Raw genomic sequence first — 20,552 nt, 5'->3', positions numbered from 1 at the left:
AAGGGCCATCAGTGTTTCAGCCCTCGCGCAGTACCGTCAGCGGGCTGGCGTTGAGCGCACGACGCGTGCCGAACACCCCGGCGGCACCGATCAGCGCCGCACCGATCAGCGGCAACAGCAGTAGCCAGGGGTGAGGGTGCCAGGTCAGGTCAAAGGCGTAGCGGTACAGCACCCAGGTCACCAGTTCCGTGCCCAGTGCCGCCAGCAAACCGCTGACCGCCCCCAGCAGGCCGAACTCGATGCGCCGGGCCTTGACCAGCAACCTGCGCTCGGCACCCAGCGCACGCAGCAGCGCCCCTTGGCGGATGCGCTCATCCAACGTGGCCTGCAAGCCGGAAAACAGCACGGCCATGCCGGCAGCGAGCACGAACAGCAGCACGTATTCCACCGCCAGGGTCACCTGGGCAAGGATGCTGCGCAGTTGTTCCAGCAGCGCCTCGACCTGCAGGATGGTGACGGCCGGGAAGGCGCGGGACAGGTCGACGATCTGTTGGTCATGCCCAGGCGCGAGGTAGAAGCTGGTCAGGTAGGTGGTCGGCAAATCCTTCAAGGTGCCCGGTTGGAAGATCATGAAGAAGTTGGGCTGGAAGTTGTCCCAGTTGATGGTCCGAAGGCTGGTGACCCGTGCCTCGCGATTCTCCCCGCCAATGGTGAAGACCAGATGGTCGTCGAGCTTGAGCTTCAGGCTTTCAGCCACCTTGGCTTCCACCGAGACCCCAGGCACGCCATCGCCCGGTTGCGCGGTCCACCAGCTGCCCGCCGTCAGTACATTACCCTGGGGTAAATCGGCGGCCCAGGTCAGGCTCAGGTCCCGTTGCACCGCGCGATCGCCGCTGGAATCCTTGCTGACAATCTCCTGTACGGGCTCGCCGTTGATGCTGATCAGCCGCCCGGGTATGACGGGGTAAAGCGGTGCCGATTGCGCCTGAACTTCAAGAAGGCGCGCGCCAAACGCCTCTTTGTCGGCCGGCAGAATATTCAGCGCGAAGTAGTTGGGCGCATCCTTGGGCAACTGGTTCTGCCAGGTGTCGAGCAGCTCGCCGCGCAGCAGGGCGATCAAGCCCATGGACAGCAGGATCAAGCCAAACGCCAGGGACTGGCCGGCGGCCGCCAAAGGATGGCGCAGCAATTGGCCCAGGCCCAGGCGCCAGGGCAGGGAGGCCCGTGCGAGTAAGCGGCGCAGGCTTTGCAGTAACAACAGCAGCAAGCCACCGAGGATCAATGCCGCGACCACGCCGCCGCCCAGTAATGCGAAGGTCAGCACCAGATCAAGGCTCAGTCGCCACATGATCAGGCCCAGGGCAAAGAGCGCCGCGCCGTACACCATCCAGGTGCTCGAGGGGATCGGCAGCAGGTCGCGACGCAATACCCGCAACGGCGGCACCCGGCCCAGCGCGGCCAGGGGCGGGAGCGCGAAGCCGGCGAGGGCGACGAGTCCCGTGCCGATACCGGCCACGGCCGGCAGCAGCCCGCCGGGTGGCACGTCCGCGGGCAGCAGATCGTGCAGGAAGTAGAACAGCCCGAATTGCGCGAGCCAGCCGAGGACGGCGCCGGTCAGGCTTGCCAACAGGCCCAGTACGCTCAGTTGCAGGCTGAACAGCAACATGGCTTCGCGGCGTGACAGCCCCAGGCAGCGCAGCAGGGCACTGGCATCGAAGCGGCGGCTGGCAAAGCGGTTGGCCGACAGCGCCACGGCCACGCCGGCCAGCAATACCGCCACCAGGCTGGCCATATTCAGGTAACGCTCGGCCTTGCCCAGGGCGCCGCCAATCTGTTGGTTGCCATCGCGCGAGTCCTGCAGGCGCTGGTTGGCAGCCAGGCCCGGCTTGACCAGGTCGCGATAGGTTTGCAGCGCCGTGCTGCCGGGTGGGGCGCGCCACAGTTCGCGATAGCTTACGCGGCTGCCAGGCTGGACCACGCCGGTGGCGTCCAGGTCCGCCAGGTTGATCATCACCCTGGGCGTGAGGCTGTAGAAATTGCCGGCGCGGTCGGGTTCGTAGGTCAGGACGCGCGCCAGACGCAGGGTTTTCATGCCGACGTCGATGCTGTCGCCGACCTTCAGGTCCAGCGCTGTCAACAGCCGTGCTTCCACCCAGGCTTCGCCGGGTTTGGGGCCGCCGCCCGGGGTTTCGGTACCAAAGGGTTCGCCCGCACTTTTGAGCTCGCCCCGCAGCGGATACTGCTCGTTGACTGCCTTGATACTGGAGAGCTGGATGCCGTTGTCGGCCGCAATAACGCTGGAGAATTCCACGATGCGCGCATGATCCAGGCCCAGTTCGGTGCCGGATCGGATTTGCTCGGGGCGGGCTGGCGAGCTGCCTTCAAGTACCAGGTCCGCGCCCAGGAACTCGGTGGCGCGCAACAGCATGGCGCCGTTGAGGCGTGCGCCGAAATAGCCGATAGCGGTGCTGGCGGCCACCGCCACCAGCAGAGCGAAGAACAACACGCGCAATTCGCCGGCGCGGGCATCGCGCAGTAATTGGCGCATGGCAAGACTGAACAGGCGTAACAGCGGCAGGCGTGCCATCAAGGCTCCAGGGGCGCGACCATCAGGCCGGCTTCAAGGCGGATCAGGCGTCGGCAGCGATGGGCCAGGCGCTCGTCGTGGGTGACCAGTACCAGGGTCGTGCCGCTCTCTTTATTGAGTTCGAACAACAGGTCGCTGATGCGCTCGCCGGTATGGCTGTCGAGGTTGCCGGTGGGCTCGTCGGCAAACAGCACGTCAGGCTCGGCGGCAAATGCGCGGGCAATCGCCACGCGTTGCTGCTCGCCGCCGGAAAGCTGGCGTGGCGAATGGGTCAGGCGCTTGCCGAGGCCGACGCGTTCGAGCAGGTGCGTGGCGCGCTCGCGGGCATCCTTGCGGCCGTCCAGCTCCAGCGGCAGCATGACGTTTTCCAGCGCGTTGAGGCTGTCGAGCAACTGAAAGGACTGGAATACGAAACCCACGTGTTCGGCACGGATACGCGCGCGTTGGTCTTCGTCGAGACTGCTCAGGGCTTGACCTGCCAGGGTGACTTCACCGCTGCTGGGCAGGTCCAGGCCGGCCAGCAGGCCGAGGAGGGTGGATTTGCCGGAACCGGAGCTGCCGACGATAGCCAGGCTATCGCCCTTGTTCAGTTCCAGGCTCAGTTCGTGCAGGATAGTCAGTTCACCTTCCGCGCTGGGAACCACTTTGCTGAGGTTTCGCGCGGTGAGAATGCTTGCGCCCATGGAGAATCCGATGCGAATGTGGTTTTTGAGTGCTGGCCTGGCCTTGATGTGCATGGCCCAGAACGCAGCGGCGGGTACAGTCCTGATCGTTGGCGATAGTATCAGTGCCGGTTTCGGCCTGGATACCCGCAAAGGGTGGGTCGCCCTGTTGGAGCAGCGGCTCAAACAGGAGGGTTTTGACGATAAAGTGGTCAATGCGTCGATCAGTGGCGACACCAGCGCCGGAGGCCTCGCGCGGTTGCCGGCGGCGCTTGCAGCGCATAAACCGGATGTGGTGGTGATCGAGTTGGGCGGCAACGATGGGCTGCGCGGTCAGCCGCCGGCGCAATTGAAACAAAATCTTGCCTCGATGATTCAGGCGTCCCAGGACAGCGGTGCCAAGGTGCTGCTGCTGGGCATGCAGATCCCACCCAACTATGGCAAGCGTTACGTCGACGCGTTCGCCAAGGTCTTCGGCGAGGTCGCAGAGGAAAAAAAGGTGGCGCTGGTGCCGTTTTTTCTCGAGGGAGTGGGTGGTCATCCTGACTTGATGCAAGCGGACGGTCTGCACCCGGCAGTCGCCGGCCAGGGCAAGTTGCTGGAAAATGTCTGGCCGACGCTCAAACCGTTGTTATGACGCTTTTCTACCGGCAGGCTTTCGGCTAAGGTGGCGCCCCCCCGATTTGGAGCCCCTGATGTCGCGTCCTGCCTGGTCCCTGTTCAACTACCAACTGATCGAGCCTGACGAGCAGCTGGATCTGTTCGCCTGCCAGGAAGTGCGAGTGCATCTGGTGGCGCGTCAACTGGAGTTGGGCGGCTCGATTGATCGCACGCTCTGCGGCACGCTACTGCCGGCGCAACCGCTCTGGTCGTCGGTGGATCGTTCGATCTTCCAGGACCAGCGCCTGTGCCCGTTATGCAGGGCCATTCTGGAATCGCAAAAGCGCGGCACACCGCCGATCTGGCCGGAGCTGCGCTTCGAGCTCTAGCGCGGCCGGCTTGATGCCAGGCACTCGCTTGACGTATACAATCAGTTTTTTCCTACCGTCGTTCTGCGAAGGATTTTCCGGATGTTGTCGCGCCTTTCCGTCGTTACCTGCTGCCTGTCTCTCGCTGCGCTCTGTGCGGCCGGTCCGGCGTCAGCCTTGCAGTTGCCCTTGCCGCCGCCCGGTGAGGACATCGTCGGTCAGGTCCAGGTGATCAAGGCCAAATACGAAGACACGTTTGCCGACCTGGGCACCACGTACGACCTGGGCTATTCGGAAATGGTCGCCGCCAACCCGGGCGTCGATGCCTGGCTGCCAGGGGCGGGCACGGATATCGTGCTGCCGACACGGTTCATCCTGCCGCCGGGCCCGCGCGAAGGCATTGTGATCAACCTGGCTGAATATCGGCTCTACTATTACCCCAAGGGGCAGGACGTGGTTTACACCTTCCCGCTGGGGATTGGTCGTGAAGGCTGGGGGTCGCCCATTGCCCATACCAGCATCATCGCGAAGACGCCGAACCCCACCTGGACACCGCCGGCCTCGATCAAGGCCGAACATGCCGCCAATGGCGACCCGCTGCCCAACGTAGTACCTGCCGGCCCCGACAACCCGTTGGGCCCGTTCAAGTTCACCCTGGGCACACCGGGTTATCTGATCCATGGCTCCAACATGAAATTCGGTATCGGCACCCGCACCAGCCACGGTTGCTTCCGCATGTTCAACAACAATGTGCTGGAAATGGCGAGCATGGTGCCGGTCGGCACGTCGGTGCGTATCATCAACGATGCCTATAAGTTCGGCAGCGCCGGCGGCAAGGTCTATCTCGAAGCCCATACGCCGTTGAACGACGATGGCACGCCCTCGGTGGTCGACAAGCACACGGCGGTGATCAATGCCCTGCTCAAGCGTGAAGACCTGGCCAACAGCCTGCGGGTGAACTGGGATCAGGTGCGTGATGTGGTGGCGGCGGAAGATGGCTTGCCGACTGAAATCGGTGTGCCTGGCGTTGCTCCGGTGGTGTCCAGCGCGCCGGTTGATTTTCAATAAAGCTGGTGCGGATGGCTGCGGCCAGTTCAGCATATTTCGGGCAAAAAAAAGCCGACCCATAAATGGATCGGCTTGATAACAACCCCGAAGGATTATTACTTGCGGCTTGCTTTTTCAAGCATGCGCAGAGCGCGCTCGTTAGCTTCGTCAGCAGTCTGTTGTGCTTTTTGAGCAGCAGCCAGCGCTTCATCAGCTTTACGGTAGGCTTCGTCTGCACGAGCCTGGGAGCGAGCTGCTGCATCTTCCGTCGCAGTCAGACGCGCTTCGGTTTCTTTGGAGACGCTGCTGCAACCGGTAGCCAGAACTGCGGCCAGAGCCAGAGCAGAGAATTTCAGAACGTTGTTCATCGTGTTCCCCTTCAAGGACTTTCTATTAGATGACTACTGTCTCAGAGTGAGCAAATAGCCGGCGTACATACTACCCATTACTTGTAGTAAGTAAACTGACGTTGCGCAAGAAGCAAAAAAAATTCTGGTACCGAATCTGTTTTGGCTAATCTGTGGGAGATTTGTATAAAGACCAGACGGGTTTTTTCATCCTGCTGAAGATTGGATCCAGGCTGAAAGCGCCGGCCCGCATGCCTCGAGCCTTGTAAGCAGATGAAATGTTATATATCCAGACGGGCACTTGCGTTGCGCTTGCGCGTACCGCAACGGGTATCTTTCGCTCATCTAGAGGTGACTTTAACAGCGTCAGTTCGTCTCAAGCTGCAACTGCCGGCAATGTTCAGGCGTTCGGTCACCGGTTGATCGAGGCCCTTTCTAATAATCCGCCCGTGGCAGGGGATGACGAGTGTGCCTTGAGCAATTGCTGAATTGGTGCCTACTATTCCCTGCGTGCAGGTGTGAGCGCTCAGGGTTTTCTCGTTGTCGAAACCGGCACGGGGTGGCGTAGATGTTCCTTCGCCGGAAAAACATCGGTAAGGTAGGGTCAATATTCAAGACCCGCGAGGAGTAGTGATGAGCGAGGCGTTGTCCATCCACCATGACCAGGCTGGTCATCAGTTCGAGACCAATGTGGACGGTCATCGTGCCTATCTGACCTATATGGACCTCGGGAAACAGACCCTGGATATCTATCGCACGTTCGTGCCCAACGCGTTGCGTGGGCGTGGTATTGCGGCTGCGTTGACCGAAGAGGCGTTGAAGTTCGCCGAAGAGTCAGGCTATACGGTCATCCCGTCCTGCTCCTATGTGGAGCGCTACATGGAGCGCCACCAGCGCCATGCCGCCAAGCTGTGAACGAACAGCCATAAAAAAACGCCGGGTTTAGCCCGGCGTTTTTGTGTGTGCCTGATTCAGGTGCGTTTGCGTTTGGGCAATACGTCCTTGAGCTTGGCGTGCATGCTGCGCAGGGTGTTCTCGGTAGCGGCCCAGTCGATGCACGCGTCGGTGATCGACACGCCGTACTGCAAGTCGGCCAGGTCTTTTGGAATGGCCTGGCAACCCCAGTTCAGGTGGCTCTCGACCATCAAGCCGATGATCGATTGGTTGCCTTCGAGGATCTGGTTGGCGACGTTTTCCATCACCAGCGGCTGCAGGGCCGGGTCCTTGTTGGAGTTGGCATGGCTGCAGTCGACCATGATATTTGGCTTGATGCCGGCCTTGTTCAGCGCCTGTTCGCAGAGTGCGACACTGACCGAATCATAGTTGGGCTTGCCATTGCCGCCGCGCAGCACCACGTGACCGTAGGCGTTGCCCTTGGTGGTGACGATGGACACGCCGCCTTCCTGGTTGATGCCCAGGAAACGGTGAGGGCTGGAGACCGATTGCAGCGCGTTGATCGCCACGGTCAGGCCGCCGTCGGTGCCGTTCTTGAAACCCACGGCCGAGGACAGGCCGGAGGCCATTTCGCGGTGGGTCTGGGACTCGGTGGTGCGGGCGCCGATGGCCGACCAGCTGATCAGGTCCTGCAGGTACTGCGGGGAGATCGGGTCCAGCGCTTCGGTCGCGGTGGGCAGGCCCATTTCCGCCAGGTCCAGCAGCAGTTTACGACCGATATGCAAGCCGTCCTGGATCTTGAACGAGTCGTCCAGGTACGGGTCGTTGATCAAGCCTTTCCAGCCGACGGTGGTACGCGGCTTCTCGAAATAGACGCGCATCACCAGGTACAAGGTGTCGGACACTTCCGCCGCCAGCACCTTGAGGCGCTCGGCGTATTCGTGAGCGGCCTTGAGGTCGTGAATCGAGCAAGGCCCGATGACGACGAAGAGGCGGTGGTCGGTGCCGTCGAGAATGTCACGGATGACTTCGCGACCCTTGGTGACGGTCTGCAGGGCAGCGTCGCTCAGGGGGATTTCGCGCTTGAGCTGATCGGGCGTGATCAGGGTCTCGTTGGATTCAACGTTAAGGTCATTGATCGGTAAATCAGCCATCGTGTTACTCGTCAGGGTCACGGGTGCCGGCCGCCAGCCATCCCCGTGCGGCGGAGCACAGCATGATTTGGATGCAGGGGGGAGGAACCTTAGCGCGTAATACGGGCCCGCGACAATGGGCAAAGGCCGCTTTAATCCAGCGCTGGCTGCATAACGGCCGCGTGGGAGAACTCGCCGGCGTGGCGCGACACCCAATCGTGGGCCAGGGCTTCGAGTTGCTGGGCCGTGAGCTCGGCGGTTTCGTGCAGGCGGCAGTAGCGCTCGATCTGGCACACTTGCTCACCCATGCGTGCGCCGAACAGGGCATGTTCATCGGTAAAACTGATGCCGATGCGATAGCCGGCTTGCCCTTTGCGGCACCACGCAACATAGCCCGGATAGCGCGCGGTGGCGCCCAGGGAGGGGATAGACAAGTCGACCGCGGTGCCGGGGCGCCAGGCACGCGGCCAGTTGCAGGCGATGCCGCCGCGGCCGATAGTGCGCAGGCGTTGGCGGGGCAAGGGGGGAGACGGACGTTGGATCAACTCGACAGCGACATCATCAGGGTGAGGTAAAAAACGACCCATGTACACGGACTCCGAACACCGTCCAATGGACGGCAGTGGCAGCAGTATAGTGAAAGAACTGGAATTGACCGACCTGGATATCGACCAGCAACTGCTGCGATTGCCCGGGTGTTCGCTGGTAGTGTTTACCAGTGTCGGTTGTTCCAGTTGCCGCTGGGCGCGCCAGCAGTTGCCGGGCTGGCGCTTGCCGGTGGACCGACTGTGCTGGGTGGATGCCGGGCACAACGGTGGCGCGGTCGAACGTTACCAGATCTTTCATTTGCCCGCGTTGTTCCTGGTGTGCGAGGGTCAATTCCTCGGGCAATTACAGACACGTCTTACGCAACCAGACCTGACCGACGCGGTAAACCACGCACTGACACGTACCCCAGAGGATTTGCCATGACCGCCACTGCAAACCCTTCGCCACGCATCGGCATCATTGGCACCGGCGCCATTGGCGGGTTTTATGGCCTGATGCTGGCGCGTGCCGGGTTCGACGTGCATTTTCTGCTGCGCAGCGAATACGCAGTGGTCAGCAAGCAGGGTCTGCGCCTCAACAGCAGCGTGCATGGCAACCTGCACCTGCATCCGGTGCAGGCGTATGCCAACGCTGCGGATATGCCGCCGTGCGATTGGCTGCTGGTGGGTACCAAATCCACCGGCAATGCCGACCTAGCCCCGACCATCGCCCAGGTTGCGGCGCCGGATGCCAAGGTGGTGCTGTTGCAAAACGGCCTGGATGTCGAGGACAGCCTGCGTGAACACCTGCCGCCGTCGCTGCACTTGCTCGGCGGCCTGTGTTACATCGGCGTGCATCGCGCCGCGCCGGGCGTCGTCGAGCATCAGGCGCTGGGGCGGGTCAACCTGGGCTATCACAGCGGCACCGCAGCCAACGATGAAGCGCGGCAGCAGGCGATTGTCGAAGAAGGGGCCGGCCTGTTTCATCAAGCGGGTATCGAGTCCCAGGCCATGACCAGCGTGCATCAGGCCCGCTGGCATAAACTGGTGTGGAATGTGCCGTTCAACGGCCTCTCGGTTTTGCTCGGCACCGGGACCCGCGCGCTGATGGCGGATGAATCCAGCCGTGCGCTGATTCAGGCGCTGATGGCCGAAGTGGTGCAGGGCGCTCACGCCTGTGGCCATGACATTGCCGCGAGCTACGCCGGGCAGATGTTTGCCATGACTGAAACCATGGACGACTACCTGCCCAGCATGTATCACGATCACGTGCACAAGCGTGCGCTGGAACTGGCGGCCATCTATGCGCGACCCTTGGCCGCCGCCAAAGCGGCCGGCTGCGAATTGCCGCGCATGCAGGCGCTTTACCAGGCCTTGAGTTTTATTGATCGGCACAATCGCTGATTCGGGGGCACTGACATGGTGAAGGGATTGAGCGACAAACTGGTGCTGGCGATTTCATCGCGAGCCTTATTCGATTTGAGCGAAAGCCACAAGGTCTATCTCGCCGAAGGCGTGGAGCCGTATCGCCAGTACCAGATCGAGCACGAGGAGGAAATCCTTGAACCCGGCGACGCGTTCCCGCTGGTCAAGAAACTGCTGAGCCTCAATGCCAGCCTCGGGCGCGCCCGTGTCGAGGTGGTATTGGTGTCGCGCAACAGCGCCGATACCGGCCTGCGAGTGTTCAACTCGATCCAGCATTACGGCCTGGACATTTCCCGCGCCGCTTTCGTTGGAGGGCGTAGTCCCTATCCGTATTTAGCCGCCTTTGGTTGCCATCTGTTTCTGTCGACCCATGCAGAAGATGTGCGCAGTGCGCTCGACGCCGGTTTTGCCGCAGCGACGATCCTGTCGGGTGGCCCGCACCGGGCATCAAGCGAGGAACTGCGCATCGCCTTCGATGGCGATGCGGTGCTGTTCTCCGACGAGTCCGAGCGCGTCTATCAGGCCGGCGGCCTGGAAGCGTTCCAGGCCAGCGAACGAGAGTCGGCGCGCGAGCCGTTGCACGGGGGCCCGTTCAAGGGCTTCCTGGCGGCGCTCAACCTGTTGCAGCGTGAGTTCGCCGACGAGGCGTGCCCGATTCGCACGGCACTGGTCACCGCACGCTCGGCGCCGTCCCACGAGCGGGTCATTCGCACCTTGCGCGAATGGGATATCCGCCTGGATGAATCGTTGTTCCTGGGTGGCCTGGATAAATCCGCGTTCCTGGAAGCCTTCGCCGCCGATGTGTTCTTCGATGACCAGGTCGGCCATTGTGAGCGCGCCAGGGAGGTCGTGGCCACCGGGCATGTGCCCCATGGCATCAGTAATGAGTTGAAAATCCAGAGCGAGAGCTGAGCCGCACTGCTCGAGGCGCTGCTAAGCTCATTTGATCTCCGCCAGCCTGGCAACCCAGGGGGTTCTATGATTCGTTCGATGCTGTACGCCACGGATCTTGGCCTGTATGCACCGTATGTCATGCAACATGCCCTGGCGTTGGCGCGAACGTTCAAGGCCGATTTATATGTGATTCATGTGGTGGAGCCCATCGGGCTGTTCGCTGAATCGGTGTTGCAGAGCTACCTTGATGAAAAGGCCCTCAGCGAATGGCAGCGCCAGGGGCTGACCACGGTCATGGCGACGATCGAGCAACGGGTGCTCGACAGCTTTCGCGAGGAGCTGGGGGATGGGGAGCAGGACCTGAAGTTGATTCGTTCGGTGCGGGTGATCCAGGGGGACCCCTGCGAAGTGATTCTCGACCAACTGCATAAGCTTTGCGTCGACCTGTTGATCGTCGGCAGTCATAGCCATGCCAGCGCAGCGGCCACACCGCTTGGGCGTACCGCTGCGCGCCTGGTGCAGGTGGCGAGTGTGCCGGTTTACCTGGTGCCGTCGCTGCAACGTCGGCGCAATGATGATATTGATCGGTAAAAAACGATAAAAAGTTCTAGATTTATATATCTTACCTTTAATATAGTTATATACCGTCGCTGATACCCGTGGCGTCTATCTGCTTTGAGGGATTCATATGAAGCTTCAACAACTGCGCTACATCTGGGAAGTGGCGCACCACGACCTCAACGTTTCCGCTACCGCTCAAAGCCTCTACACGTCGCAACCCGGTATCAGCAAGCAGATCCGCCTGCTCGAAGACGAGCTGGGCGTCGAAGTATTCGCGCGCAGCGGCAAGCACTTGACCCGCGTCACGCCGGCGGGCGAGCGCATCATCACCACGGCCGGCGAGATCCTGCGCAAGGTCGAGAGCATCAAGCAGATCGCCCAGGAATTCTCCAACGAGAAGAAGGGCACCCTGTCGATCGCCACCACCCACACCCAGGCACGCTACGCCTTGCCGCCGGTGATCCGCGATTTCATCAAGCAATACCCCGACGTGGCGTTGCACATGCACCAGGGCTCGCCGATGCAGATCGCCGAAATGGCCGCTGACGGCACCGTCGATTTCGCTATCGCCACCGAAGCCCTGGAACTGTTCGGTGACCTGGTCATGATGCCGTGCTACCGCTGGAACCGTTGCGTGGTGGTGCCGCAGGGGCACCCCTTGGCCAAGTTGCCGAAGCTGACCCTGGAAGCCTTGGCCGAATACCCGATCGTGACCTACGTCTTCGGGTTCACCGGGCGTTCCAAGCTCGACGAAGCCTTCAGCCACCGCGGTCTTACCCCGAAGGTGGTGTTTACCGCAGCCGACGCCGATGTGATCAAGACTTACGTGCGCCTGGGCCTGGGCGTGGGCATCGTCGCCAAGATGGCTGTCGACACCCAGCTCGATAAAGACCTGGTGGTGCTCGATGCCAGCGAGCTGTTCGAATCCAGCGTGACCAAGATCGGTTTCCGGCGTGGCACGTTCCTGCGCGGTTTCATGTGCGATTTCATCGAGAAATTCGCGCCGCACCTGACCCGCGAAGTGATGGCCAAGGCGATCCAGTGCCACAACAAGCAGGAACTGGAAGCGTTGTTCGACGGCGTTGAACTTCCGGTTCACTAAAGTGGCTCAGCGGGCCTCGGTCACGGTGAAGTGTTGCCGGGCGCCCGCCACCAGAATCTCCACCTCGTCATCGATGCACTTGCCCAGCAGGCTCTTGCCCAACGGAGCGCGCGGGGTGATGACGGTAACGGGTTGCCCGACTACCTCCACCTTCAACCCCGCCGCATCCGGCGCCAGGAACAGCCACTGCTGGCGACCGTCCTCGTCTTCCAGACCGACCAGGGTGCCGAGTTCTATCCCGCGCTGATCATCGTAGGCACGCAGCTGCAGATTCTGGCACAGCACCAGCGATTGCCTGATTTCCTCGACTCGCCTGGCTTGTCCGGTCGCCAGGTACGAGGCCTCAAGGCCTAGGGTGTCGTATTTGTTCTCGGCGATGTTTTCTTCGTGGGTCGCCGTCTCGTAAGCGGTCTGCGCGGCGCGTTGGAGGACATCGAGGTCGACTGTCAGCTTTTCCAGAATCAATTGAAGGACGGCGTGTTTATTCATGGCTGTGCTTGATCATTCGCAGAATTGCAGGACATTTGCCCGGCTTTTTTCGTTCGGGGCGTTCTGGTCCTGTTGCAGCCAGAACTGGCATTTGGGGTTGGACAAATTGCGCGCATTGTTTCGCGCCTGCTCCAGGGTTTGTTGTTGCTCCTGCTTTTGCAGGTTCTGCTGGTACTGCTCAAACATGCGGTTGGTCGGCTCCGGTTCAGCCGCAGGCGGTTTGCCCAACTGTTGAACGGCCTGGGCCACCGGCGCCAGGCTCTGCGGGAACAGGTAGCGCGAGGCCAGCCAGGTGGTCAGCGCGATGGCGATAAACCCCAGCCACACGCCTGCGGCAATGGCGATGCACAGTTTGAACAGCGACATCGGACGGTCGGACATGGTGGCCTCCTGGCGAGCATTGACGGCAAGTTGGCGATTGTCGCACAGCCACTGTGCAGAATAATCGTGATCAAGCTTTTGCATCGGCGCATTTATGCGGACAATCGAGCCTTTGAGCACTGGAGCCCGGAATGAAAGCCCGCTGGGATATTTTTTGCAGCGTTGTCGACAACTACGGCGACATCGGCGTGACCTGGCGACTGGCCCGGCAATTGGTCGCCGAGCACGCGTGCGCTGTGCGCCTGTGGGTCGATGACCTGCGCGCCTTTGAGCGCATGTGCCCGCAGATCGATGTCAGCCTGGAGCAGCAGTGGCAAGAGGGCGTCGACGTGCGCCACTGGCCGAGCGAATGGGCGCCGACCCCGGCGGCCGATGTGGTGGTTGCAGCGTTCGCGTGCCAACTGCCGGCTGACTACATGGAAGCCATGGCCGCGCGCGCGCGCACGCCGTTGTGGATGAACCTGGATTACCTGAGTGCCGAGGACTGGGTGGTGGGCTGTCACCGCCTGCCGTCGGTGAAGTTCAAGGGGGTGCAGAAGTACTTCTTTTTTCCTGGCTTTCGCCCAGGCACTGGCGGGCTGTTGCGTGAAGCAGGGTTGCTGCAGCAGCGTCAGGCTTTTCAGCAGGACACCCATGCGCAGCGCCAATTCCTGCAGACCCTGGGCGTGTTTCCGGTAGCCGATGCGCGGCTGATCTCGCTGTTCGCCTACGAAAACGCCGGGCTGGGCAGTTGGCTGGACGTGTTGTCGACAGACGGGCGTGCCACTCATCTGTTGGTGCCGGAAGGACGCATCCTGGGCGATGTGCAACGCTGGCTGGGCGAGGAGGGGCTGACGGCGGGGGCGATTCATCAGCGCGGGGCGTTGACCGTGCAGGTGCTGCCGTTCGTGCGCCAGGCGCAGTACGACCAATTGTTGTGGTGCTGTGAGCTGAATGCCGTGCGTGGCGAGGATTCGTTCGTGCGCGCCCAGTGGGCCGGGCGCCCGTTGCTGTGGCACATCTATCGTCAGGACGAAGACATCCATCTGGACAAGCTCGATGCCTTTCTCGAGCTGTACACCGCCGCCTTGTCGCCGGCGGCCAAGGCGGCGCTGGTTGCACTGTGGCAAGCCTGGAACACCGAGGGCGATATGGCCCAGCCGTGGAAAACGCTGCAGGAGCACTGGCCGGAACTCAACGGACACGCGCAGAACTGGTGTCTGGAACAGGCCTTGCAGGCCGATCTTGCGACGGCGCTGGTACAGTTTTATGAAAGTTGGATATGATACGCCACCTTGATTTTTGTAAATCCCATCCAAATTTCGGATATATGCAATGAAAACTGGTAAAGAACTGAAACCCGGTACAGTGATCCGTCTCGAAAACGACCCTTGGCTGGTTCAGAAAGCTGAGTTCACCAAGTCCGGTCGTAACAGCGCCATCATGAAGACCAAGCTGAAGAACCTGCTGACCGGTTACAAGACCGAGATCGTCTACAGCGCCGATGACAAACTGGACGACGTGATCCTCGACCGCAAGGAAGCGACCCTGTCCTTCATCAGCGGCGACACCTACACGTTCATGGACACCACCGACTACACCATGTACGAGCTGAACGCTGAAGATATCGAAGCCGTTCTGCCGTTCATCGAAGAAGGCATGGAAGACGTCTGCGAAGCTATTTTCTTCGAAGAGCGCCTGGTTTCCGTAGAGCTGCCGACCACTATCGTGCGTAAAGTTGCCTACACCGAAGGTTCCGCTCGCGGTGACACTTCCGGCAAGGTGATGAAGCCTGCCAAGCTGAGCAACGGTACCGAACTGCAAGTGGCCGATTTCATCGAAATCGACGACCTGATCGAGATCGACACCCGTGAAGGTGGTTCGTACAAAGGTCGCGCCAAGAAGTAATTCCTGCGCCGCGATACGAACGAAAAAGCCCGACCATGTGTCGGGCTTTTTTATGCGTGCAGGGTTTACACCGGCATACCAGCCGGGTCCAGTTTGCGGGCGTAGCGCTCGGCGCGCTGGCTGGCATCGGTGGTGTAATGGTCCCGATCAGGGCGACAGTGGTTAAACGGTTACGTGCAGACGCACATCAACGTTGCCGCGAGTGGCATTGGAGTACGGGCAGACCTGGTGAGCGGCGTCGACCAGCGTTTGCGCATCATCCTCGGCCAGGCCTGGCAGGCTGATGTGCAGGTCGATGTCCAGGCCGAAACCGCCGGGGATCTGGCCGATGCCAACGTGGGCGCTGATCGAAGCGTCATCCGGGATTTTGCGTTTGGTCTGGCCGGCGACGAATTTCAGTGCGCCGATGAAGCAGGCCGAGTAGCCGGCGGCGAACAGTTGCTCAGGATTGGTGGCCTGACCGCCGGCACCGCCCAATTCCTTGGGCGTGGAGAGTTTGACGTCGAGGATGTTGTCGCTGGAGACAGCGCGACCATCACGGCCGCCGGTGGCGGTGGCTACTGCGGTATAGAGCGTTTGCATGGTGTCGTCCTCTGATTTTTAGCGCTAAATGTTTGCGCGCTAAGTAGTTGGTGAGGCGAATGTATAGCGCTAATGTTTAGTGCGCAAGATAAATTCACAAATATTTTTCAGGCGACGGGAAAACAATGTGGGAGGGGGCACACCCTAATGCCAGTCAGTAAGGCTTTTTTTGTAGGAGCGAGCTTGCTCGCGAAAAACTCACAGACACCGCATTCATTCAGGAAGTACGCGTTATCGTTGACGTTTTTCGCGAGCAAGCTCGCTCCTACAGGATTTGGTGCTTCTTTAGAGTGTGTTTTGCAGGTTGCTGCGCAAAGCAATCAAATCCGCCTGCAGTTTGCGTAACTGCTGCAGTTCCATTCCGCTGGCGCCCAGGATGCACTGGGGGATCCCCATGGCCTGGTCCTGCAGCGCCCGTCCGGCAGCGGTCAACTCCACCACCACCACGCGCTCATCTTCGCGGCTGCGGGTGCGGCTCAACAGGCTTTCGGCTTCCAGGCGCTTGAGCAAAGGCGTCAGGGAGCCGGGATCGGTGAGCAGGCGGCTGCTGATTTCACCCACGGTCAAACCGTCTTCTTCCCACAACACCATCATGGCCAGGTACTGCGGATAGGTCAGGCCGAGGGCCTGAAGGAGAGGTTTGTATGCCTTGGTCATCAGCAGTGAGGTGGAATGCAATGCGAAACACAGCTGGTTATCCAGCATCAAGGATTCACAGGGGGTTGGATTTTTGCTCATGGCGGTGCCTCGAAAAGCCGGTATGACGGGAATCTAGCGGGCAAATCTTTAATGCGCCAGGTAATTCTGCGCGCACGGTCAGACCAGGCCGCTTTGCAATGCCAGATCCCAGGGCGGCACCGGGCTGAAACGGGACTTCAGGTATTCCAGCAGCAACCGGCTGCGTGCATTGGGTTGCTGTTCCAGGCGTAGCGCATAGATACCGGCGGTTTCCGGGGTCGGCAAGCCGCTTTCACAAAACAGTGGCAAGAGTTCACCGCGCACCAGGTATTCGCTGGCCAGCCACGTAGGCAGGTGCGCAATGCCCAGCCCTGCCAGGGCGCCGGAGAGCAGGGCCTCGGCATTGTTGGCACTCATGCGGATACGACGAGGGCGATAGATGGCACGGCGCCCGTCCAGTTCGAAGCGCCAGGCGAACATCGGCGCCAACCCGTCCCAGTCCAGGCCGTCGTGCTCGCTCAGTTCCCGCGGGTGCGTTGGCGTGCCTCGGCTTTTCAGGTAAGCCGGGCTGGCGCAGGCAATGCGCACGATACTGGCGAGCGGCGTGGCGATCAGACGCGTGTCGGCAATATGCCCGGCGCGCAGCACCAGGTCGACCTTGCCCAGGTGCGCGCCCTGCATATCGACAAAACTGTCGATCAAATGCAGCTGTACATCAAGCCCCGGGTACACCTGCAGGAAATCCGCGATCACGGGCGCCAAGTGCCGTCGCCCGAACGCCGCCGGTGCGTCCACGCGGATCAGGCCTTCGGGCGCATGGCTCAGGGACACGGCTTCGGCGCGCGCAAGCTGCAACTCGCCGACAATCCGTCGCGCCCGCTCGGCAAAGGCCAGTCCGGCCGGGGTAGGGACCACGGCATGGGTGCTGCGCTGGAACAGGCGGCTGCCGACAGCGTTCTCCAAACTGTCGATACGCCGCGCCACTGCCGAGGGGGTTAACGGATAGCGGCGCGCAGCGGCGGAAAAGCTGCCGCTTTCCAGCACATCGAGAAACAGGCTCAGCTGGTCGGTCAACGTATTGGGATTCATGGGTCCATGCTTGTGCGAGTTTGGCACAGCCATTGTGCGTTGCTGTGCCTTTGCGCGCCATAGCCGACTGCGTAGCATGCGACACTCAGGATTTGTGGAGTAGCGAGCGGTGGTGGATCTGGCGATGTACCTGGTATTGGGCGCGGCACTGGGCACAGTAGGCGGCTTGTTTGGTATTGGCGGCGGACTGATCGCCATCCCGGTGCTGGGTGTGCTGTTCGGGCTCGATCAGCAGATCGCCCAAGGCACCGCGCTGGTGATGGTGGTGCCCAATGTGATGCTGGCCCTTTGGCGGTATCACCAGCGCAACCGCATCGAGCAGCGCCACGCCTTGCCGCTGGGTGTGATGGGCTTCAGCTTCGCCTGGCTGGGTTCGATCTGGGCGGTAGGCCTGGATGCCGGCGCGATGCGGATCGGGTTTATCGTCTTTTTGGTGGTACTGGCAGCCTACAACCTGTTGCGCATGTTCACCCGTAACGCACCGCCGACGGCGCAAATGCGCTATTCCTGGCCGTGGCTGGGCGTACTCGGCGCAGCGTCAGGCGCCATGGGCGGATTGTTCGGTGTCGGTGGCGCGGTGGTGGCCACGCCGGTGCTTACCAGCGTTTTCGGCACCAGCCAGGTGGTCGCCCAGGGCTTGTCCCTGGCGCTGGCGCTGCCCAGCACCGGCGTGACCCTGGTCACTTACGCCTGGCATCACGAAGTGGACTGGCTGATCGGCGTGCCGTTGGCGGTGGGCGGCCTGCTCAGTATCAGTTGGGGCGTGAAAGTCGCTCATGCACTGCCCGAGCGGGTGTTACGTGGCCTGTTCTGCGGTTTTCTGGCGGTGTGCGCGGTGATGCTGACGTTTAAAGTCTGAACCCTTCGAGAATGTATTCGGCCAGGCATTCGGTAATGGGCGACGTCATTTGCGGGTTGCGCAGCAAGCGCAGGTTCATCGACGGCAAGGGCGGGAAGCCTTCGTCGCTGCCGAGCACGCGCAGGTCCTGGGACACCAGGCTTTCCATGCTGATCATCGCCGCCAGGCCGGCACTGACCACCGCCAGGATCGCCGCGCCATTGGAGCTGTGATAGGCCAGGCGATAATCCCGTCCAGCCATATCCAGCGCGGCCTGGGCCCACTGCGTGTAGAGGCAGTCGCCGCCGGAAACCGCCAGCGGCAGGGACTCGTGCTCGTCCACGCAAAAACACGGCGCGGCGGCCCACACCATGCGCTCAGTGCGCAGAAACTCACCGAGATCGTTGCCGGGCTCGCGGCTGATGACGGTCAAGGCCAGGTCCCGTCTCTGCATCAGCACCGTTGACGACTCGCAGTGCAGCTCGATCTGGATCAGCGGATAGGCCTTGGAAAACTGCTTGAGAATGCCCGGCAGGAAGCGCATCACGTAATCGTCCGGCGTGCCGATGCGCACCAACCCCACCATATGCGGCTCGCGCAGAGTGTTGAACACTTCGCTGTGCAGTTTCAGGATGCGCCGCGCATAGCCCAGCAATACCTGGCCCTCAGGCGTCAGCCGCACCTGACGGCCGTCGCGTTCGAACAGCTTGCGCTGCAGCACGTCTTCTTCCAGACGTTTCATTTGCATGCTCACCGCCGATTGGGTGCGGTTGACCAGTTCCCCTGCGCGGGTAAAACCGCCCTGATCGGCGATGGCGACGAAGGTGCGCAGCACTTCCGTGTCGATGCTCGGGTAAGTCGACAATTGATCAATCTCCGAGATGTATTGCATAAGAAACATTCGTTGGATTGATCATAGGCCCAGGCACACACTCGCGTCATCCCCACTGGAGGGCGAGAAGATGAAAGGTCAAAAAGATCATGGGTCGATGGCAAGGTCGCCGTTGTCAGGGCTTCTTCGCAGCATTTCGCGTTGGCCGGCGTTGCATCGCGAACGCCGGATGCTGGCGGGCATGAGTGATGATGCGCTTAAGGATATCGGGCTCAACCGTATCGACGTGGAGCAGGAGATCCACCGGCATTTCTGGGATGACCCGCTGCGCAAGTGACTCCGGATGCAGTAGGGTAGGCGCGAGCATTCAAGGAGCCATCCATGCCCGCCGTCCTCTCCTTTTCCCTCAAGCAGGCACGCCGCATGGCGCTGGCGGCCCAGGGCTTTTCCGGGCGCCAGCCGCCGGCGCAGATAAAAGCCGCACACCTCAACCGCCTGATCGAACGCCTTGGCGTGCTGCAGATCGACTCGGTCAATGCGGTGGTGCGTTCCCATTACCTGCCGCTGTTTTCTCGACTGGGCAATTATTCCCCCTTGATTCTGGAACAGGCCGCCTGGAGCCAGGGGCGACGGCGCTCGCTGTTCGAATACTGGGGGCATGAAGCCTCGCTGCTGCCCATGGCGATGTACCCCTTGATGCGCTGGCGCATGGAGCGGGCCAGGCAGGGCCAGGGGATTTACGCGCAAATGGCGCGGTTCGGGCGGGAGCGGCAGGACACGGTCCAGCGCGTTCTGCAGGCTGTCGAACAGCAGGGCGCCTTAGGTGCGGGCAGCCTGTCGACCCGTGAAGAGCGCGCCGGGCCCTGGTGGGATTGGAGTGACGAGAAACATGCGCTGGAATGGCTGTTCGCGGCCGGTCTGGTCACCGTGGCCGGGCGGCGCGGGTTTGAGCGCCTGTACGATTTGCCGGAGCGAGTGATCCCCGGCGAAATCCTTCAAACCGTCGTGAGCGAAGCCGAGGCCCTGCGCGGCTTGTTGGTGCACAGCGCCGGCGCATTGGGCGTGGCCACTGAAAAAGACCTGCGCGATTACTTCCGCCTCGACCCCGTCGACAGCCGCCAGCGCCTGGCCGAGTTGGTCGAGGAGGGGCAGTTGCTGAGCTGTCGGGTGCAGGGCTGGAAGCAACCGGCGTACTGCCTGCCCGCGCCGAAAGTGCCCCGCAGCGTGCCGGCCAGCGCATTGTTGTCGCCCTTTGATTCGTTGATCTGGGAGCGTGCCCGTACCGAGCGGCTGTTCGATTTCAGGTACCGCCTGGAAATCTACACCCCCCAACACAAGCGGGTGTACGGCTACTACGTGCTGCCGTTTTTGCACAACGAGCGGATCGCTGCGCGCGTTGATGTGCGCGCCGAGCGGGCCAACGGCTGCCTGGCGGTGCATGCGGTGCACGAGGAGGAGCAGGGCCTGGACGAGCCGGGCATGCTGGCGTTGGCGCTGAACCTGCGGCAGATGGCCGATTGGCTGGGGCTGCAACAGGTCAAGCTCAATTGCCAGCGGCCGAGTGCTGCGCGGTTACGCTTGGCAATGCTCAAGATGGATGCTGGGCTTTAGGGCGCCATCGGGGGCAAGCCCCTCCCACAGGGGAATACGCTCCACATGTGGGAGGGGGCTTGCCCCCGATTGGCGTCA

Annotated in this window: 25 protein-coding genes; 14 read left to right on the top strand and 11 right to left on the bottom strand. The window is 61.6% G+C overall.

The window, feature by feature from the left end:
- Nucleotides 1-16: 16 nt before the first annotated feature.
- Nucleotides 17-2,527, bottom strand: a complete 2,511-nt coding sequence (locus J1G34_RS01880) for an ABC transporter permease (protein WP_222993152.1) — start codon at nt 2,525-2,527, stop codon at nt 17-19.
- A complete protein-coding gene (locus tag J1G34_RS01875) occupies nt 2,527-3,210 on the bottom strand; it encodes an ABC transporter ATP-binding protein (protein ID WP_065885127.1) in 684 nt (227 codons plus the stop codon). Before J1G34_RS01875 ends, J1G34_RS01880 begins: the two co-directional genes overlap by 1 nt.
- A 10-nt stretch (nt 3,211-3,220) precedes the next feature.
- Between J1G34_RS01875 and J1G34_RS01870 the strand changes: the two genes are divergently transcribed.
- From J1G34_RS01870 to J1G34_RS01860, 3 genes are all read left to right on the top strand, one after another.
- Nucleotides 3,221-3,826, top strand: coding sequence for an arylesterase (locus J1G34_RS01870; protein WP_122561114.1), 606 nt, complete (start codon nt 3,221-3,223; stop codon nt 3,824-3,826).
- A 58-nt stretch (nt 3,827-3,884) separates the two neighbouring features.
- Nucleotides 3,885-4,178, top strand: a complete 294-nt coding sequence (locus J1G34_RS01865) for a hypothetical protein (protein WP_057722836.1) — start codon at nt 3,885-3,887, stop codon at nt 4,176-4,178.
- Nucleotides 4,179-4,259: 81 nt separating this feature from the next.
- A complete protein-coding gene (locus J1G34_RS01860) occupies nt 4,260-5,225 on the top strand; it encodes a L,D-transpeptidase family protein (RefSeq protein ID WP_122462914.1) in 966 nt (321 codons plus the stop codon).
- A gap of 95 nt (nt 5,226-5,320) precedes the next feature.
- Here the strand turns inward: J1G34_RS01860 and oprI are convergent, their stop codons facing one another.
- A complete protein-coding gene (gene oprI, locus J1G34_RS01855) occupies nt 5,321-5,572 on the bottom strand; it encodes an outer membrane lipoprotei OprI (protein ID WP_003172710.1) in 252 nt (83 codons plus the stop codon).
- A gap of 612 nt (nt 5,573-6,184) precedes the next feature.
- Here oprI and J1G34_RS01850 point away from each other — a divergent pair.
- On the top strand, nt 6,185-6,466 hold the full coding sequence (locus J1G34_RS01850) for a GNAT family N-acetyltransferase (protein WP_003233387.1): 282 nt from the start codon (nt 6,185-6,187) through the stop codon (nt 6,464-6,466).
- Nucleotides 6,467-6,522: 56 nt separating this feature from the next.
- On the opposite strand, the gene J1G34_RS01845 is transcribed toward J1G34_RS01850, so the two are convergent.
- Together J1G34_RS01845 and J1G34_RS01840 are read right to left on the bottom strand one after the other, a co-directional pair.
- Nucleotides 6,523-7,599, bottom strand: coding sequence for a 3-deoxy-7-phosphoheptulonate synthase (locus J1G34_RS01845; RefSeq protein WP_122682950.1), 1,077 nt, complete (start codon nt 7,597-7,599; stop codon nt 6,523-6,525).
- A 131-nt stretch (nt 7,600-7,730) separates the two neighbouring features.
- Entirely contained in the window at nt 7,731-8,165 is a 435-nt protein-coding gene (locus tag J1G34_RS01840; RefSeq protein WP_065894678.1) for a PilZ domain-containing protein, read from the bottom strand.
- Here J1G34_RS01840 and J1G34_RS01835 point away from each other — a divergent pair.
- The 5 genes from J1G34_RS01835 (at nt 8,164) to cysB (ending at nt 12,087) form a co-directional block, all read left to right on the top strand.
- Nucleotides 8,164-8,550 (top strand): YbbN family protein, encoded by a 387-nt coding sequence (locus tag J1G34_RS01835; RefSeq protein WP_065898065.1) that lies wholly within the window; start codon nt 8,164-8,166, stop codon nt 8,548-8,550. The two genes, J1G34_RS01840 and J1G34_RS01835, sit on opposite strands and share 2 nt — an antisense overlap.
- On the top strand, nt 8,547-9,509 hold the full coding sequence (locus tag J1G34_RS01830) for a putative 2-dehydropantoate 2-reductase (RefSeq protein WP_122462916.1): 963 nt from the start codon (nt 8,547-8,549) through the stop codon (nt 9,507-9,509). Before J1G34_RS01835 ends, J1G34_RS01830 begins: the two co-directional genes overlap by 4 nt.
- Nucleotides 9,510-9,524: 15 nt before the next feature.
- A complete protein-coding gene (locus tag J1G34_RS01825; RefSeq protein WP_065885134.1) occupies nt 9,525-10,442 on the top strand; it encodes a 5'-nucleotidase in 918 nt (305 codons plus the stop codon).
- Between the two features lie 66 nt (nt 10,443-10,508).
- Nucleotides 10,509-11,015 carry a universal stress protein gene (locus tag J1G34_RS01820; protein WP_065934405.1) on the top strand — a complete coding sequence of 169 codons (507 nt, stop codon included), beginning with the start codon at nt 10,509-10,511 and terminating at the stop codon, nt 11,013-11,015.
- 97 nt (nt 11,016-11,112) lie between these two features.
- Nucleotides 11,113-12,087, top strand: coding sequence for an HTH-type transcriptional regulator CysB (gene cysB / locus J1G34_RS01815; RefSeq protein WP_057008395.1), 975 nt, complete (start codon nt 11,113-11,115; stop codon nt 12,085-12,087).
- A gap of 6 nt (nt 12,088-12,093) precedes the next feature.
- Here the strand turns inward: cysB and J1G34_RS01810 are convergent, their stop codons facing one another.
- Both J1G34_RS01810 and J1G34_RS01805 read right to left on the bottom strand, forming a co-directional pair.
- Complete coding sequence (locus J1G34_RS01810) at nt 12,094-12,576, bottom strand: GreA/GreB family elongation factor (protein WP_222993150.1); 483 nt, start codon at nt 12,574-12,576, stop codon at nt 12,094-12,096.
- 12 nt (nt 12,577-12,588) lie between these two features.
- Entirely contained in the window at nt 12,589-12,957 is a 369-nt protein-coding gene (locus J1G34_RS01805) for a hypothetical protein (protein WP_128875643.1), read from the bottom strand.
- Nucleotides 12,958-13,088: 131 nt separating this feature from the next.
- Between J1G34_RS01805 and earP the strand changes: the two genes are divergently transcribed.
- Both earP and J1G34_RS01795 read left to right on the top strand, forming a co-directional pair.
- Entirely contained in the window at nt 13,089-14,222 is a 1,134-nt protein-coding gene (gene earP / locus J1G34_RS01800) for an elongation factor P maturation arginine rhamnosyltransferase EarP (protein WP_065898061.1), read from the top strand.
- Between the two features lie 49 nt (nt 14,223-14,271).
- Nucleotides 14,272-14,844: an elongation factor P gene (locus tag J1G34_RS01795; protein WP_003172723.1), complete on the top strand. Its 573-nt coding sequence runs from the start codon at nt 14,272-14,274 to the stop codon at nt 14,842-14,844.
- 162 nt (nt 14,845-15,006) lie between these two features.
- Here the strand turns inward: J1G34_RS01795 and J1G34_RS01790 are convergent, their stop codons facing one another.
- The 3 genes from J1G34_RS01790 to J1G34_RS01780 all read right to left on the bottom strand — a co-directional run bounded on the left by J1G34_RS01790 (nt 15,007) and on the right by J1G34_RS01780 (nt 17,193).
- Entirely contained in the window at nt 15,007-15,426 is a 420-nt protein-coding gene (locus tag J1G34_RS01790) for an organic hydroperoxide resistance protein (RefSeq protein WP_222993148.1), read from the bottom strand.
- A gap of 285 nt (nt 15,427-15,711) precedes the next feature.
- Nucleotides 15,712-16,164 carry a MarR family winged helix-turn-helix transcriptional regulator gene (locus tag J1G34_RS01785; RefSeq protein ID WP_130139097.1) on the bottom strand — a complete coding sequence of 151 codons (453 nt, stop codon included), beginning with the start codon at nt 16,162-16,164 and terminating at the stop codon, nt 15,712-15,714.
- Nucleotides 16,165-16,242: 78 nt separating this feature from the next.
- Nucleotides 16,243-17,193 carry a LysR family transcriptional regulator gene (locus J1G34_RS01780; RefSeq protein WP_065936916.1) on the bottom strand — a complete coding sequence of 317 codons (951 nt, stop codon included), beginning with the start codon at nt 17,191-17,193 and terminating at the stop codon, nt 16,243-16,245.
- 109 nt (nt 17,194-17,302) lie between these two features.
- Between J1G34_RS01780 and J1G34_RS01775 the strand changes: the two genes are divergently transcribed.
- A complete protein-coding gene (locus tag J1G34_RS01775) occupies nt 17,303-18,052 on the top strand; it encodes a sulfite exporter TauE/SafE family protein (RefSeq protein WP_222993147.1) in 750 nt (249 codons plus the stop codon).
- Here J1G34_RS01775 and J1G34_RS01770 read toward each other — a convergent pair.
- Nucleotides 18,042-18,923 (bottom strand): LysR family transcriptional regulator, encoded by an 882-nt coding sequence (locus tag J1G34_RS01770; RefSeq protein ID WP_122736898.1) that lies wholly within the window; start codon nt 18,921-18,923, stop codon nt 18,042-18,044. The two genes, J1G34_RS01775 and J1G34_RS01770, sit on opposite strands and share 11 nt — an antisense overlap.
- Nucleotides 18,924-18,993: 70 nt before the next feature.
- Between J1G34_RS01770 and J1G34_RS01765 the strand changes: the two genes are divergently transcribed.
- Together J1G34_RS01765 and J1G34_RS01760 are read left to right on the top strand one after the other, a co-directional pair.
- On the top strand, nt 18,994-19,200 hold the full coding sequence (locus J1G34_RS01765; RefSeq protein ID WP_262411665.1) for a DUF1127 domain-containing protein: 207 nt from the start codon (nt 18,994-18,996) through the stop codon (nt 19,198-19,200).
- A gap of 44 nt (nt 19,201-19,244) precedes the next feature.
- Nucleotides 19,245-20,474, top strand: coding sequence for a winged helix-turn-helix domain-containing protein (locus tag J1G34_RS01760; protein ID WP_222993145.1), 1,230 nt, complete (start codon nt 19,245-19,247; stop codon nt 20,472-20,474).
- The last annotated feature ends 78 nt before the right edge of the window (nt 20,475-20,552 follow it).

The sequence above is a fragment of the Pseudomonas sp. Wu6 genome, from assembly GCF_019891515.1.
GTDB lineage: Bacteria > Pseudomonadota > Gammaproteobacteria > Pseudomonadales > Pseudomonadaceae > Aquipseudomonas > Aquipseudomonas orientalis_A.
The sequence above is the reverse complement of the archived record's forward strand: the minus strand, read 5'-3'. Positions and strand labels throughout refer to the sequence as shown.

Excerpts from the sequence above, each read along its gene's own strand:
- J1G34_RS01880 (WP_222993152.1), bottom strand. The coding sequence starts at position 2,527 with ATGGCACGCCTGCCGCTGTTACGCCTGTTCAGTCTTGCCATGCGCCAA.
- J1G34_RS01875 (WP_065885127.1), bottom strand. The coding sequence starts at position 3,210 with ATGGGCGCAAGCATTCTCACCGCGCGAAACCTCAGCAAAGTGGTTCCC.
- J1G34_RS01870 (WP_122561114.1), top strand. The coding sequence starts at position 3,221 with ATGCGAATGTGGTTTTTGAGTGCTGGCCTGGCCTTGATGTGCATGGCC.
- J1G34_RS01865 (WP_057722836.1), top strand. The coding sequence starts at position 3,885 with ATGTCGCGTCCTGCCTGGTCCCTGTTCAACTACCAACTGATCGAGCCT.
- J1G34_RS01860 (WP_122462914.1), top strand. The coding sequence starts at position 4,260 with ATGTTGTCGCGCCTTTCCGTCGTTACCTGCTGCCTGTCTCTCGCTGCG.
- oprI (WP_003172710.1), bottom strand. The coding sequence starts at position 5,572 with ATGAACAACGTTCTGAAATTCTCTGCTCTGGCTCTGGCCGCAGTTCTG.
- J1G34_RS01850 (WP_003233387.1), top strand. The coding sequence starts at position 6,185 with ATGAGCGAGGCGTTGTCCATCCACCATGACCAGGCTGGTCATCAGTTC.
- J1G34_RS01845 (WP_122682950.1), bottom strand. The coding sequence starts at position 7,599 with ATGGCTGATTTACCGATCAATGACCTTAACGTTGAATCCAACGAGACC.
- J1G34_RS01835 (WP_065898065.1), top strand. The coding sequence starts at position 8,164 with ATGTACACGGACTCCGAACACCGTCCAATGGACGGCAGTGGCAGCAGT.
- J1G34_RS01840 (WP_065894678.1), bottom strand. The coding sequence starts at position 8,165 with ATGGGTCGTTTTTTACCTCACCCTGATGATGTCGCTGTCGAGTTGATC.
- J1G34_RS01830 (WP_122462916.1), top strand. The coding sequence starts at position 8,547 with ATGACCGCCACTGCAAACCCTTCGCCACGCATCGGCATCATTGGCACC.
- J1G34_RS01825 (WP_065885134.1), top strand. The coding sequence starts at position 9,525 with ATGGTGAAGGGATTGAGCGACAAACTGGTGCTGGCGATTTCATCGCGA.
- J1G34_RS01820 (WP_065934405.1), top strand. The coding sequence starts at position 10,509 with ATGATTCGTTCGATGCTGTACGCCACGGATCTTGGCCTGTATGCACCG.
- cysB (WP_057008395.1), top strand. The coding sequence starts at position 11,113 with ATGAAGCTTCAACAACTGCGCTACATCTGGGAAGTGGCGCACCACGAC.
- J1G34_RS01810 (WP_222993150.1), bottom strand. The coding sequence starts at position 12,576 with ATGAATAAACACGCCGTCCTTCAATTGATTCTGGAAAAGCTGACAGTC.
- J1G34_RS01805 (WP_128875643.1), bottom strand. The coding sequence starts at position 12,957 with ATGTCCGACCGTCCGATGTCGCTGTTCAAACTGTGCATCGCCATTGCC.
- earP (WP_065898061.1), top strand. The coding sequence starts at position 13,089 with ATGAAAGCCCGCTGGGATATTTTTTGCAGCGTTGTCGACAACTACGGC.
- J1G34_RS01795 (WP_003172723.1), top strand. The coding sequence starts at position 14,272 with ATGAAAACTGGTAAAGAACTGAAACCCGGTACAGTGATCCGTCTCGAA.
- J1G34_RS01790 (WP_222993148.1), bottom strand. The coding sequence starts at position 15,426 with ATGCAAACGCTCTATACCGCAGTAGCCACCGCCACCGGCGGCCGTGAT.
- J1G34_RS01785 (WP_130139097.1), bottom strand. The coding sequence starts at position 16,164 with ATGAGCAAAAATCCAACCCCCTGTGAATCCTTGATGCTGGATAACCAG.
- J1G34_RS01780 (WP_065936916.1), bottom strand. The coding sequence starts at position 17,193 with ATGAATCCCAATACGTTGACCGACCAGCTGAGCCTGTTTCTCGATGTG.
- J1G34_RS01770 (WP_122736898.1), bottom strand. The coding sequence starts at position 18,923 with ATGCAATACATCTCGGAGATTGATCAATTGTCGACTTACCCGAGCATC.
- J1G34_RS01765 (WP_262411665.1), top strand. The coding sequence starts at position 18,994 with ATGAAAGGTCAAAAAGATCATGGGTCGATGGCAAGGTCGCCGTTGTCA.
- J1G34_RS01760 (WP_222993145.1), top strand. The coding sequence starts at position 19,245 with ATGCCCGCCGTCCTCTCCTTTTCCCTCAAGCAGGCACGCCGCATGGCG.